The following is a 13,110-nucleotide window of genomic DNA, read 5'->3' on the forward strand; positions in this document are numbered from 1 at the left end:
AGCCCTCACAGTGTGTTGTCAAGTTTTTTTCTTTACATGAAACGTCGCTTATTCAGCGCTTTCTTCCGTGTCGACGTTTTCTTTTTCTTCAAAGACATCGCCAAACAGGCCATATACGAATTGTTCTGCGTCAAACGGTTGTAAATCATCGATTTTTTCACCGAGACCAACGAACTTAACCGGCAGATTCAGCTCGTTCTTAATCGCAAGAACAATCCCGCCTTTTGCCGTTCCATCAAGCTTCGTCAAGACGATCCCGCTGACGTTCGTCGCTTGTTTGAAGGCTTTTGCCTGCACCATCGCGTTTTGCCCTGTTGTTGCGTCAAGTGCTAGTAACACTTCATGGGGTGCACCTGGAATTTCACGTTCGATGACACGCTTGACCTTTTCAAGTTCGTTCATCAGGTTGACCTTGTTTTGAAGACGTCCTGCCGTATCACAAATCAGGACATCAACCTTACGTGCTTTTGCTGCTTGGACGGCGTCATAGACGACAGCAGCCGGGTCGGACCCTTCGCCTTGGCGGATGACCGGTACACCGGAGCGTTCACCCCAGACTTGCAATTGATCGATCGCACCCGCCCGGAACGTATCCCCCGCTGCTAACATCACGCTCTTGCCTTCTTGTTTTAATCGGTTCGCAAGTTTCCCGATTGTCGTCGTCTTCCCAACGCCATTGACACCAACGAAGAGGATGACATTCAGCTCATGATCGAGATCGAGAGCTGTCTCTTCTTCTTCGACTAACATCTTCGCAACGACTTCAACGAGGACGTCTCGGACTTGTTTTGGATCCTTGACGTTACGTCGTTTAACTTCTGTCTTTAATTCCTCGACCAAATCCATCGTCGTCGTCACACCGACGTCGGCTTGGATCAACACTTCTTCTAACTCTTCGAAGAAGTCTTCATCAACTTCTCGGAAGCGGTAGACGAGATCATTGACGGCACTCGCTAATCCGTCACGTGTCTTCGTCAAGCCTTCCGTGAATTTAGTCGTGACTTCTTGTGTCGAAGTCGTCAAGCGGTCTTTCAGTTTTTTAAAGAAACTCATTGTTTAATCTCCTTTGGTTCTTCACTTAATGTACGCCGTGCCTCTTCTAGTTTAACGGATAACACTTCAGATATCCCGTTTTGCTGCATCGTGACACCATATAAGACGTCTGCTGCCTCCATCGTCCCTTTACGATGAGTGATGATGACGAACTGTGTCTCGCGTGCTAGCTGATGGACGAACTCGCCGAATCGCGCGACGTTCGCTTCATCAAGCGCTGCCTCGACCTCATCGAGGACACAGAATGGAACGGGACGTGTCTTAAGAATCGCAAATAATAAAGCGATTGCCGTCAAAGCACGCTCTCCACCAGACAAGAGCGACAAATTTTGCAGCTTCTTACCAGGCGGTTTCGCGACAATATCAATTCCACTCGTCAACAGATCACTCGGGTCAACGAGGACTAGATCGGCTTCACCGCCCCCGAATAGCTCTCGGAATGTTTCCCGGAAGTGTTCACGGACAGCATCATACGTTTGACGGAACAACCGAATGACTTCTCGGTCCATCTCTTCGATGACGCCATAGAGATCCGTTTTAGCAGCGACGAGATCATCCCGTTGCGCTGACAGGAACGTAAACCGTTCATCGACCTCCGCGAATTCCTCAATCGCACCGATATTGACGATGCCGATTTCTTCGAGTTGGCGTTTGAGCAGATGAATTTCCTCTTTCGCCTCATCATACGATAGATCGAGTGGTGCAATCAGTTCGAGCAGTAATCCCATCTCTTCAAGCATTTCTTGTCTTGTCTCAAGACGTGTACTTGTTTTCCCTTGAGAAAGTCGAAGTTGCTCGAGTGTCTGTTTCGTCGTTTGTTGATCGTCCTTTGTCTTCGCTTCGCGGATCCGGATCAAGCGCAAGGATTCTGCTTGTACTTGAATCCGTTGTCCGATCGCGACGAGTTCGGTCTCGACCCGTTGTTGTTCCTGTTCCTGTTCACGCTGTTCCGCATGCAAGGCATCGATTTTCGCTTCATCGAATCCTTCAAGGACATGACGCAAGTCACGGCGTTTATGACTACGCTCAAGCTTCGCGTGACTGACCTGTTCCGTCAGGCGTTCGATATCTTGCGTGAGTTGCGCTTGTTTCATTTGAATCGTCCGCTCTTCGAGAACTGCTTCTGCTTGTTCCTTCTTCAGTTCGTCCATCGTAACGGCGCCACGGGCTTGAGCATCCTTGAGACGATCTAAGGCTTGTCTGAGCTCTGTTTGACGCTCCGTCCATTTTGCGATCTCGACTTCCGACGTCTCGATGATCCGACGTGCTTCTTGTTCTTGTTCGAGTACACGTGCCATCTGTCGATCTTCAACCGATAATTCAGACGTCATGACAGCAAGATGACGGTTCGCATCTGCTAACGTATCGCGCGATTGTTCGAGTTGTCCTTGTAATGTTTGAATCGTTTCTGTCCGCGTCCGAGCAGTAGCATCAAGCGTCTGAATCGCCGCTCTCAGATCTTCCAAGCGGCGCATCTGCTCCCGAATGACCGCTTGCCCGCGTGTCAGTCCCTCTTTTAACTCGTCGAGCTCACGCGATTGACTGAACAATGGGGTACCCTTCTTCCGACTTCCGCCAGTCATCGTACCGCCAACGTTGACGACGTCTCCTTCGAGCGTGACGAGACGATAGCGATGTCCTGTCGAACGGGCAATTTGGTTCGCCTGTTCAAGTGACTCGACGACGAGTGTCGTACCGAGCAGGTTCATCTTTAATTTCGTCAACGACTCATCCGTCGTCACGAGATCACTTGCGATCCCGACGAATCCAGACATCCCTCCGACTTGTTCTCGCACTGAACGGTTAACTTCACGTGCTTGGAGTGAGGCGAGCGGCATGAACGTCGCTCGACCGGCATTTAATTGTCGGAGTTCCTGAATCAGACGACGTCCAGTCGCATCGGTATCAACAACGATGTTTTGCATCGCCCCACCGAGCGCTGTCTCGATTGCCGCTTCAAACCGCGCCGGAACCGAAATCAACTCTGCGACCGCCCCGTGAATACCTGGGTGATGATCTCGTTGTTTTAAAATCGTCTTAACGGCACCGAAATAACCGCTATAGTCGGCTTTGACAGATTCAAGGAATTCAATCCGGTCTTCCGTCTTATGACGACGTCGTTCTAAATCCGCAACGGACTGTTCGACTTGGCGTAACGCATGTTGTTGTTCATTTCGTGCAACAAGTGCCGTTGTTTCTTCTTCTGTTGCTTGGTCCAACTTCGTCCGGATCGAAGCAACATCCGCTTCTAGTCGAGCGACATCTTCCTCGAGTTGACGACGTGTCGATTGTTTCGTACCGCTATCCGCCGTAAAAGAACGTTGTTGTTCTTCTGCCTGCATGAGATCTTGCTTCGCCCGGTTATAGGCATTATTCGTCGCAGCTAATCGACTCGCCACATCAAAAGCTTCCGAACGTAATGTTTCAGCTTCCTTATCAAAATCACGATCGGTTTGTGTCAGCGCTTGATCGGCTCGTTCTCGTTCAGCCGTGATCCGTTTTGCTTCCTGATCGACTTCTGCTTGGCGTTCTTGTAAAGCCGTCAATTCGCGTTCTAGTTCCTTGACGCGTTCTTCGACGACGGCAACCTCTTGTTCGAGTCGCTCTTTCGTCTCGGTTCCGTGCTTTTCACGCTCTTTCGCTAGGTTAAGGGCACCTTGGATCTCAACAAGTCGCGTCGAGACATGTCGAAGTTGCTCCTGCAAAGTGTTTTCTTGTTGTCGTTCTTCTTCAAGCATCGATTCTTGTTTCTCTCGTGACACGACGGTCTCTTCATAAGTCGTCTTTTGAGACGCAAGGCGTTCTTCACATTGTGCGATGTCACGCGCCAATGTTTCGAGCTCCGTCTGATACGTCGTGATTTCATGCGCCAAGATGCCACGTTCCAGTACATCATGCCGTTCTCGAGCGACGAGATACTCTTTCGCGAGCGCCGCTTGTTCACGTAACGGCTCGATTCGTCCGCCCAGTTCATATAAAATATCATCGACACGCGATAGATTCGCTTCCGTATCACTTAATTTCCGCTCTGCTTGCTTCTTGCGATGACGATACTTCAAAACGCCTGCTGCTTCCTCAATGACAGCACGACGTTCTTCCGGTTTACCGGAGATGACTTGTTCAACTCGCCCTTGTCCGATGATCGCAAAGGCGTCACGTGACAAGCCTGTGTCCATGAACAGATCAAGGACATCCTTCAGACGACATGGTTTTTTATTTAAAAAATAATCGCTGTCTCCATTGCGGCTGACACGACGCGTGACGCTGATTTCCTGATACGGTAACGCCACCGTTCCCGACTCGTTGTCTAAGACGAGCGTCACTTCAGCAAATTGTTTTCGGTGTTCAGACAGACTGCCGGCAAAAATGACGTCTTCCATCTTCGCCCCGCGCAGGGACTTCGCAGATTGTTCTCCGAGCACCCAACGGACAGCGTCCGATATATTTGATTTCCCACTTCCGTTCGGTCCGACGACTGCCGTGACACCCGGAAGGAATTCTAGTTCAGTTCGACTGGCAAATGATTTGAAGCCATTGATTTCAATTCGTTTTAAGTACATCTTGATCACCCGTATGTTTAAATTTCTTTTGAATTTCTTTCAGTTTACCATAGCCGAAACGCTAGCAACATGATAGGTTTTAAGGTAGTATCATGCGAAACAAGAAGAAGAGGAGCGAATAACACGATGACGATTGAACAAATGATTGAAGCAATCTTAGATAAATTGAACATCATCAACAAAGGGGTCATTAAAGCAGACCAGTTCGACGGCTCAAAAAATGAGGACTTAAAAGAGATTTATGAGTTCGTCATGATGCGCGACTCGTTATCACTTGCAGAGGTCGATGCGATCGTCGACGAACTGAAATCCCTCAAGACTGTCTAATCAAGCGAACTTCACACGATAAAGGCCGATCATCTCTCACGCATTCGAGAGATGGTCGGCCTTTTGTTGCTTAAAACTGTTTCTTTAATTCAAGTAAGGCTTGTTTTGCCACCTGTTGTTCTGCCTCTTTTTTCGATCGGCCTGTCCCGATCCCTTCAAGCTCATCCGCGACTTGGACACGCGAGATAAATTCCCGACTATGCGCCGGACCGCGCTCCTCGATGATTTCACACTCGATGACACCTAAACCGACACGTTGAATCGCTTCCTGTAATTGACTCTTGAAATCTGTCTGTTCTTCAAAAAAGCCTGTCGCCACTTTCGGAAAAACCGCTTCGGCGAGGAATCGTTCGGCTGCTTCGATGCCTTGGTCAAGATACAAGGCGCCAATGAAGGATTCGAAGACATCCGCAAGTAAGGCTGGACGATTCCGACCACCGGTCAGTTCTTCCCCCTTACCTAACAGAATCATATCGGAAAACTGATAGTGATTCGCAAATTGGACGAGTGACGGTTCACAGACGATCGCCGCTCGCAATTTCGTTAATTCCCCCTCGGAACGTTCCGGGTAGTGTTCGAATAGATAGCGTGATACGGTCAACTCTAAGACAGCGTCCCCTAAAAATTCTAGGCGTTCATTATCCCCTTCTGACTCACGTTGTTCATTGACGAACGAAGAGTGCGTGAAGGCTTGTTTTAATAGCTCGACATTAGAAAACGTGATATTCAGACGCTCTTGTAACGCTTCGAATTTCTGCTCGATTTGAGCGAGCGTCCGAGCATCCTTGCGTCGTTTTACATAGGGTCCTTTTCGGACACGACGTCCTTTTTGATTCGTCATAGTTCCTCCTAAACAGCTAAAGCCCACCGCAAAATGCGGTGGGTCAGCTTCAATGATCAGACTTGTGTTTCGATGTAGTTGACGACATCGCCGACAGTCTTCAAGTTTTCTGCTTGCTCATCTTCGATCGTGATTTCGAACTTGTCTTCTAAGTCCATGACGAGTTCCATGACTTCGAGAGAGTCAGCACCGAGGTCGTCTTTGAACGATTTATCAAGTGTGATTTCACTTTGTTCTTTACCTAATTTTTCTGCGATTGCTTCTTGTACGTCTACTAAGATTTGTTCTTTTGTCATTTTAAAATCCCTCCATGAGTTGAGTATATAAGATGATTGCCGATTTGGCAAAGTACTACCGTTAGTTGTGTTACATCGTCATGCCGCCATCGACGGCAAGAGTTTGTCCTGTGATATATCGCGCTTCATCTGAAGCGATGAAACTGACGAGTGAAGCGATATCGTCCGTTTGACCGAAGCGTTTCAACGGAATTTGCCCGAGTGACAGGTTCCGCTGTTCTTCCGTCAATTCATCCGTCATGTCAGTCTCGATAAAGCCTGGACAGATAGCATTGACTGTGACGCCTTTACTAGCGAGTTCACGTGCGACGGATTTCGTCAGCCCGATCAGACCCGCTTTCGCAGCGACATAGTTCGCTTGCCCTGGATTTCCGGAAATACCGACGACTGATGCGATGTTGATGATACGACCGCTTGTTTTTAACAATGGACGTGTCGCAGCTTGCGTGACAAGAAACGCTCCCTTGAGGTTCGTATCGATGACAGCATCGAAATCCGCTTCCTTCATGCGCATTAGCAAACCATCGCGCGTGATGCCGGCATTATTGACGACACAATCCAGTTGACCGAACGTGTCGATTGTCTGTTTGATCATCTGTTTGACAGCATCTGCTTCAGCGACATTCGCTTGAATCGCGAGTGCCTCTCCGCCTGCTTCCCTGATTTCACGGACAACGGCTTCCGCCTTATCCGTGCTTCCTGCATAGTTGACGACGACACGGAAACCATCTGTTGCCAATCGCTTCGCGATGGCAGCTCCGATGCCGCGTGACGCGCCAGTGACGAGTGCTACTTTACTCAACGAATTCCCTCCGCTTCCAGTTGCTCAAGTGTCGTGATGCTGATGATCTTCGCATCTTTTTTGATTCGTTTCACGAGACCGCTCAATGGAGATGATGGACCAAACTCGATGAATGTATCCGCACCCTCTTCAATCAGACGCTCGACGCATGATTCGAATCGAACCGGTGAATAGAGCTGTTGAACGAGCAAACGAATCAATTCGTCTGGTTGATCGTGGAACGCACTGTCGACGTTCGAGATGAATTTCGTCTTCGCTGCTTCAAACGGTGACGAGACGAGAATGTCTTCGAATCGTGGTGCGAATGGTGTCATGAGTGACGAATGGAACGCACCTGATACATCAAGCGGTAAGACATGTTTTGCTCCGAGCTCTTTTAACTTCGCTGTAGCGGATTCGACCGCTGCAATTTGTCCGGAGATGACGAATTGCCCAGGACAGTTGTAGTTCGCTATCTGGACAATCTCTCCCGTTGCCGCAATCGATTCGACCGCGTGATGGGCTGCCTCGACATCATTCATGCCGATGACTGCCGCCATCGTTCCACCCGTGACTTGATTCATGAGTTTTCCGCGTTCGCGGACGAGATAGACGGCTTCAGACGGTGTGATGACAGAAGCTGCGACGAGCGCGCTATATTCTCCAACACTGTGTCCGAGTACGAAATCAGGTGTGTGTCCTTGTGCTGCGTACTGCTGTGCGAGTAATGCACTATGTGCGACGATGGCTGGTTGAGCGATGTCCGTCGCTTTCAATTCATCCTTCGTCCCTGTCGTCATCAGCGTCGTCAGATCCAGACCAATTCGCGTTCCGAGGTCAGCGAGTGCTTGGCGTGTCTCGTCTTGCGTGATAAGCGTCTGTCCCATTCCAGGCGTCTGTGACCCTTGTCCTGGAAACATCCAAACTGTTTTCCCCATCTCGTCTCACTCCTTCTTAACGTGCTTCTGTTGCCTTCGCTTGAACGATTTTGGCAACGACTTCTTGTTCGACCATCTTTTCCGCTTGAACGAGCGCTCGGCTAAATGCGTAGGCATTACTTGAACCATGCGCCTTGATGACCGGAGCCGCAATGCCGAATAGTCCAGCACCGCCATATTCTTCATAAGCGAGCAACTGCTTCATTTTTTTTAACTTCGGTTTCAGTACGAGAGCGGCGAGCTTTGATGTCCACGAGCTCATGAACTGTTCCTTCATGACACCCATGATCATACTGGCAGCCCCTTCTGTACTCTTAAGTAACGTATTGCCGGCAAAACCTTCCGTGACGATGACATCGACGTCACCGCTCATCGCTTCTCTCGCCTCGACGTTCCCAACGAAATGAATCGGTGCTGTCTCAAGTAGCGGATACGTTTCCTTCGTCAGTGCATTCCCTTTACCGGCTTCTGATCCGATATTCAGGAGTCCGACTTTCGGACGTGTGATGCCGCGAACTTGTTCTGCGTAGACAGACCCCATGATGGCATAATCGAGCAAATGCTCTGCCTTCGCATCCGGGTTGGCGCCAACATCTAAGATGACGACACCTTTCCCATTACGTGTCGGGAAAGTCGGGGCCAGTGCAGGACGGTCAACTCCTTCGATTCGACCGATGACGAACAATCCGGCAGTCATGAGCGCTCCCGTGTTTCCTGCTGAAATCAAGGCATCTGCTTCTCCTGATTTCACCAGGTTTGCAGCCACAACGAGTGAGCTATCTTTCTTGCGGCGAATCGCACGTACCGGTTCATCTTCTCCGGTGATGACGGATGCCGCGTGGACGATCGTCACGCGCGGATCCTCGATTGTGTATGAGCGTAATTTTAACTCATCTCCGACTAGTCGGATATCGATGTCTTCGTTTGGACGTTCTGCCAAATAGGCAACGACCCCTTCTACGATGGCACGGGGTGCGTGGTCGCCCCCCATAGCGTCAACTGCTAAAATCATTTCGATTCCTCCTTACTACTTCGATACACCGTGAACTCACCGATGAAGACACATTCTTCACCGACATAACTCTCCACCGTGATGTCAGAACGCCCATCTTGACGATGGGAACTGACGAACGCCTTCGCAACGACGCGTTCTCCGACGTGAACGGAGCGTGTGAACTGGACGTTCGCACGTGTCGTCAACGCGAGTTCATCATCGATGAGTGCAATCGCAAGCGAGTTTGCCTGCGCGAACAAAATATGTCCGCGGGCGATTGCATTCCGACTAAATGCATGTTCCGGCAAAATCTCAAGGATCGAGATGGCAGATGTATCGAGTTTCAGGTCAATCATATCACCAATGACTTCATTTTCAGTCAACGTACGCACATCATCCAGCCGTTCGGTCGCGACGTGTTTAATTCGCTCCCGTAATTCCGGAATCTTTAATTCCATCCGGTCGAGACGAATCATCTGGATACTGACACGGAATCGTGTCGCCAGCGCTTCATCCGTGATGAACGGATTTTGCTCGATCGTCTGTAATAATTCTTGTTGTCTCTCTTTTTTAGGTACCCGCATGTATGTTCCTCCCACAAGAAGGATGACCACTATTATTACCTGGTACTAACAGTAGTATATATCCCTTGTTGTTCACTTTCAAGTATTATTCGATTCTTTCTCCTTCAAGTAGCCCTTGTCGTTCGATATAGTCACGTAAGACATCATATTCCGGCGCTTGCCAAAAGGCGTCCGATCGCAGTAAACGGACTGCATCTTGTCGCGCGGTTTCCATGACTTGTATATCGAGCGCAGGATCAGTCAAGACGAATCGCGGTAAACCACTTTGTTCGGTACCAAAGAAATTTCCGGCTCCGCGCAGTTTCAAATCCTTTTCCGCTAGCTTGAAGCCATCGTTCGTCTCCGTCATCGTCTTGATCCGTTCTTTTCCCGTATCGGAAGAGGGATCGGCGATTAGAATACAATAAGACTGGGCATCACCTCGACCGACGCGTCCTCTTAATTGGTGTAATTGCGCAAGACCGAAGCGTTCTGCATCATGAATGACGATGATCGACGCGTTCGGAACGTTCACGCCGACCTCGACGACAGTCGTTGAAACAAGGATTTGAACGGTATTCTCCTTGAACGCCTGCATGACTTCGTCTTTTTCGGAAGAAGTCAAGCGCCCATGCATCAAACCGACATGATAGGGCTTGAACCTCTCGGTCAATATCGCATGTAATTCAATCGCATTTTGAACTTCAAGTGATTCGGATTCCTCGATCAATGGCGTGATGACGTAGGCTTGTCTTCCTTGCGACAACTCTTTCTCGACGAACCCGAAAACGCGTTCCATCTGTTGTGGTTTCGCCCAGTAGGTCTCGATTTCCTTTCGTCCCGCCGGCATCTCATCGATGATCGAAACATCCATATCTCCAAAGACCGATATCGCAAGCGTACGCGGAATCGGTGTCGCTGTCATATATAATACATCTGCCTGTTCGGCTTTCGCGCGCAATCGTTTCCGTTGTTCGACACCGAAGCGATGTTGTTCATCGGTGATGACGAGGTGTAATGCCTTGAACTGGACGGTGTCTTGAATCAGCGCATGTGTTCCGACCAAGACGTCGATTTCTCCTGTCACGAGGGCTTCGAGCAAGTGCGCGCGCGCTTTTCCTTTAACTGAACTCGTCAGTAGACCGACCCGAATGCCAAGTGGTTCAAGCAATGGGGCGAGCGACGCTGCATGCTGTTCCGCTAAAATTTCGGTCGGCACCATTAAGGCGCCTTGTCTTCCGGCACGAACCGTCGCGAATAAGGCGATGGCTGCAATGACGGTCTTCCCGCTTCCGACATCCCCTTGCAACAACCGATTCATTCGTTCGCCGAGACCGATATCGTCAAGGATTTCTTTTGTCACACGTTGCTGGGCACCTGTCAGCGGAAACGGCAGGCTCTTGATGAAATTAGCGATATCCATTTCATGAAGGGGAAGAGCGACCCCTTGACCTTTCCGTCGCCCAAGACGTAACGCCTGTAATTTCAGTTGGAAATAGAGGCACTCCTCGTAGACATAACTCCGACGAGCAGCCGTTAACTCTTGTCGATTCGTCGGGAAATGAAGTGCCTTTAGCATCGTCATCCGATCTTGTAACCGGTATGTCTTCCGGATGCTATCCGGTATCCGTTCAGCCAATGCCTCAGTCTCCTTGAACGCCAAGTCGACGACGCGCCGAAACGTCTTCATCCGCATGTCGCCACGTAACGAATAGACCGGTGTCAATTCACCTTCGATTGCTCCAAATTGTAATTCCGTCGCAGAGATTGTCATCCGATGTAAGTCCCATTTGCCACTGACCGTCACTTCTGCCCCGAGCTGCAGTTGGTCTTTGTAGAATGCCCGGTTGAACATCGTTACGGTCACACTATACCGTTCTTCAACGAGCAGACGGAACGTTAAACGATTCTTTCCTTTGCCATAATAGCGCACAAGTGGTTCAGACTGGACTTGACCCGTGAACTTGACTTTATCCTCATGGATTGCTTCCGTTAGACTTCCCGTCACGAAGTCATCATAACGAAACGGGACGTGCTCGAGCACGTCCGCAACGGTGAGAATATTCATCTCTTCTAGTTTTTTCGCCAAATCCCGTCCGACACCTTTTAATGTGTTGACGTCACGTGATGGATTCATTCGATAACTCTCCGAAGATTTTCGCTTCGAGCCAGCGACCCGTCGGCGTATTCGCGAGTCCGCCTTTTGCTGTCTCGCGAAGCGCAGATGGCATCATCTGACCAATCTCATGCATGGCTGAGATGACTTCATCACACGGAATCCGTGACGTGATTCCAGCGAGTGCCATATCGGCAGCGACAACGGCATTCGCTCCACCCATTGCATTTCGTTTGACGCACGGTACTTCGACGAGTCCTGCAACAGGATCACAGACGAGTCCGAGCATGTTCTTCAGCGCGATCGCAAAAGCATGCGCTGACTGATCCGGCGTCCCACCTGCCATCTCAACGATCGCAGCTGCTGCCATCGCTGTTGCTGAACCAACTTCTGCCTGACAGCCACCAGCTGCTCCGGAAATCGACGCATTATTCGCGACGACGAAGCCGAACGCACCGGATGTGAACAAGAAGCGTAACATCTGCTCACGCGTTGGGTTTAAGCGATCTTTGACCGCAAATAACGTACCTGGCACGACGCCGGCACTCCCTGCCGTTGGTGTCGCACAAATTTTTCCCATCGCAGCATTGACTTCATTCGTTCCGATTGCCTTACTAACGGCGTCCAGTAATAAATCACCGGATAATCCTTTACCTGAAGCACGGTACCGTTGAAGCAAGACAGCATCCCCACCGGTTAGTCCTGTCACCGACTGGACACCATCACCATCAAGTGAACGAGCGACTGCTTCTTCCATGACTTGTAGGTTTCGCTCCATCATCGCGTAAACTTCATCCCGCTCTAAGTGACGAACCGTCATCTCTTGCTCGATCATGACTTCCGAAATCGGAATGTTTCGTTCCGTCGCGATGGCGACGAGTTCTTTTACGGATTTAAACATGTTTTCACTCTCCCATCATGACGGCACGCTCGACTTGAGGTAACCGATCGATTTCTTCCAACACTTCTGCCGTTATCCGGTCATCAATCTCAATTGCCATGAGTGCTTGTTTTCCTTTTTCATGCCGTGACACTTCCATATGCCCAATGTTGATTTCGTAATCAGCCAAAATGCTCGTCACGGCTGCAATCGCACCAAAGCGGTCATGGTGTAAGACGACGAGTGCCGGTCCCCCACCGGACAAGCGAAGCGGTACACCATTTAGTTCCGTGATCTCAATCGTTCCCCCACCGATTGAAATACCAACCAATTCAAACTCTTCTAATCCATTCGACAAGTGGACACGTGCCGTATTCGGATGATCCGTCAACGCCTCACTCGTCTCGAAATGAATCTCAAACCCTTTCGACTTCGCGATATCGATCGATTGTGGAATCCGGTCGTCGAACGTGTCGTATCCGAGAACCCCGCCAATGATCGCCACATCCGTTCCATGTCCGCGATACGTATCAGCAAATGACCCATAAAACGTGATGTGGATGACAGTAGGTGTTTCCCCGAATAATTTACCCGCCATCAATCCAATCCGTGCAGCTCCCGCTGTATGCGAGCTTGATGGACCAACCATGACTGGTCCGATGATGTCAAAGACGCTACGATATTTCATCTCTTTTCCCCTCTCTATGAAACAAACGAAATCCCACCTCTATTATCGCAGATGGTGGGATTCGTGAAAAGGC

Annotated in this window: 12 protein-coding genes; 1 reads left to right on the forward strand and 11 read right to left on the reverse strand. The window is 49.8% G+C overall.

The window, feature by feature from the left end:
• Positions 1 to 48 precede the first annotated feature (48 nt).
• Together ftsY and smc are read right to left on the reverse strand one after the other, a co-directional pair.
• Positions 49 to 1,053 carry a signal recognition particle-docking protein FtsY gene (gene ftsY, locus P401_RS0108485; RefSeq protein WP_029342091.1) on the reverse strand — a complete coding sequence of 335 codons (1,005 nt, stop codon included), beginning with the start codon at positions 1,051 to 1,053 and terminating at the stop codon, positions 49 to 51.
• Positions 1,050 to 4,613, reverse strand: a complete 3,564-nt coding sequence (gene smc, locus P401_RS0108490) for a chromosome segregation protein SMC (RefSeq protein ID WP_029342092.1) — start codon at positions 4,611 to 4,613, stop codon at positions 1,050 to 1,052. The genes ftsY and smc overlap by 4 nt, the downstream gene beginning before the upstream one ends.
• Before the next feature lie 126 nt (positions 4,614 to 4,739).
• Between smc and P401_RS0108495 the strand changes: the two genes are divergently transcribed.
• Positions 4,740 to 4,940: a DUF1128 family protein gene (locus P401_RS0108495; RefSeq protein ID WP_029342093.1), complete on the forward strand. Its 201-nt coding sequence runs from the start codon at positions 4,740 to 4,742 to the stop codon at positions 4,938 to 4,940.
• A 70-nt stretch (positions 4,941 to 5,010) separates the two neighbouring features.
• On the opposite strand, the gene rnc is transcribed toward P401_RS0108495, so the two are convergent.
• The 9 genes from rnc to sdaAB all read right to left on the reverse strand — a co-directional run bounded on the left by rnc (position 5,011) and on the right by sdaAB (position 13,037).
• Positions 5,011 to 5,781 (reverse strand): ribonuclease III, encoded by a 771-nt coding sequence (gene rnc, locus P401_RS0108500; protein WP_029342094.1) that lies wholly within the window; start codon positions 5,779 to 5,781, stop codon positions 5,011 to 5,013.
• A gap of 56 nt (positions 5,782 to 5,837) precedes the next feature.
• Positions 5,838 to 6,077, reverse strand: coding sequence for an acyl carrier protein (gene acpP / locus P401_RS0108505; RefSeq protein ID WP_029342095.1), 240 nt, complete (start codon positions 6,075 to 6,077; stop codon positions 5,838 to 5,840).
• Positions 6,078 to 6,147: 70 nt separating this feature from the next.
• The gene (gene fabG, locus P401_RS0108510; protein ID WP_029342096.1) at positions 6,148 to 6,879 is read right to left on the reverse strand and encodes a 3-oxoacyl-[acyl-carrier-protein] reductase; all 732 of its coding nucleotides are present in this window, start codon (positions 6,877 to 6,879) and stop codon (positions 6,148 to 6,150) included.
• The gene (gene fabD / locus P401_RS0108515) at positions 6,876 to 7,796 is read right to left on the reverse strand and encodes an ACP S-malonyltransferase (RefSeq protein WP_029342097.1); all 921 of its coding nucleotides are present in this window, start codon (positions 7,794 to 7,796) and stop codon (positions 6,876 to 6,878) included. The genes fabG and fabD overlap by 4 nt, the downstream gene beginning before the upstream one ends.
• 16 nt (positions 7,797 to 7,812) lie before the next feature.
• On the reverse strand, positions 7,813 to 8,808 hold the full coding sequence (gene plsX / locus P401_RS0108520) for a phosphate acyltransferase PlsX (RefSeq protein WP_029342098.1): 996 nt from the start codon (positions 8,806 to 8,808) through the stop codon (positions 7,813 to 7,815).
• Positions 8,805 to 9,374, reverse strand: coding sequence for a transcription factor FapR (gene fapR, locus P401_RS0108525; RefSeq protein WP_029342099.1), 570 nt, complete (start codon positions 9,372 to 9,374; stop codon positions 8,805 to 8,807). The genes plsX and fapR overlap by 4 nt, the downstream gene beginning before the upstream one ends.
• 85 nt (positions 9,375 to 9,459) lie before the next feature.
• Complete coding sequence (gene recG / locus P401_RS0108530; RefSeq protein WP_029342100.1) at positions 9,460 to 11,490, reverse strand: ATP-dependent DNA helicase RecG; 2,031 nt, start codon at positions 11,488 to 11,490, stop codon at positions 9,460 to 9,462.
• Positions 11,474 to 12,370, reverse strand: a complete 897-nt coding sequence (gene sdaAA / locus P401_RS0108535; RefSeq protein ID WP_023468754.1) for an L-serine ammonia-lyase, iron-sulfur-dependent, subunit alpha — start codon at positions 12,368 to 12,370, stop codon at positions 11,474 to 11,476. Before sdaAA ends, recG begins: the two co-directional genes overlap by 17 nt.
• A gap of 4 nt (positions 12,371 to 12,374) precedes the next feature.
• Positions 12,375 to 13,037, reverse strand: coding sequence for an L-serine ammonia-lyase, iron-sulfur-dependent subunit beta (gene sdaAB / locus P401_RS0108540; protein WP_029342101.1), 663 nt, complete (start codon positions 13,035 to 13,037; stop codon positions 12,375 to 12,377).
• Positions 13,038 to 13,110: the final 73 nt, after the last annotated feature.

This window comes from Exiguobacterium acetylicum DSM 20416, assembly GCF_000702605.1.
GTDB lineage: Bacteria > Bacillota > Bacilli > Exiguobacteriales > Exiguobacteriaceae > Exiguobacterium_A > Exiguobacterium_A acetylicum.